The organism is Corynebacterium sp. KPL3927 (assembly GCF_040225835.1).
GTDB lineage: Bacteria > Actinomycetota > Actinomycetes > Mycobacteriales > Mycobacteriaceae > Corynebacterium.
Genome location: NZ_JBEHGD010000057.1, coordinates 1 through 650 on the forward strand (window position 1 = coordinate 1; position 650 = coordinate 650).

At 54.5% G+C, this 650-nt stretch carries 1 protein-coding gene; it reads right to left on the reverse strand.

Translation table 11 applies throughout. The features are described from left to right. Positions 1-181: 181 nt before the first annotated feature. Positions 182-650, reverse strand: a 469-nt coding sequence (locus ABRP86_RS11535; RefSeq protein WP_349864478.1) for a transposase, incomplete at its 5' end; no start/stop codon positions are given.

The window sequence follows — 650 nt, forward strand, 5'->3', positions numbered from 1 at the left end:
GTGCAGCGCGGCGCCAGCGACATCGCCGCGCGCGAGGTGGTGCATCTTTGCGATGTCTATTTTGGCCGCTGTGCCTTGGTCAAGTCCGGTGGAGTGGTGTATCTGTCCTTTCTGAATCGGTGGATCGGGGGACAGTGTCAGGGGCGGTGTTGGGGTCCGTCTCGGGGTTGATGTTGGTTCATTAGGAGGCTGCCTTGATGGTGTCTGCGTCGTTGGTGTGGATGGTGTTGGTAGCTATCAGGCGTCGGGTGTGTTCCAAGCTTGCTAGTGACATATAACGTTTCTGCTGAATCCAATCGTCATGCTGTTTAGCTAGTACGGCGCCGACGAGGCGGATGACTGCTGCGCGGTTGGGAAATATTCCTACAACGTCGGTACGCCGCCTGATTTCACGGTTCAAACGCTCTGTTGGATTATTGGACCATACCTTCGTCCATACAGCTTTGGGCGTGGCTGTAAACGCGAGTATCTCATCTAATGATTCTTCCAGGTAGTCGGCTGCGTCGAGAGTGTCTAATGGTTTGTGTGTAGGTTCCCAACCTGCATAAGGAGATAAGCCAGAATGACTAGTGTGGGACCTGACCCCCAGATGGTGGACACCTTGAAACCAGCATCTCGCTGGGGAAGTGAGGTACCTTTCCACCATGCCA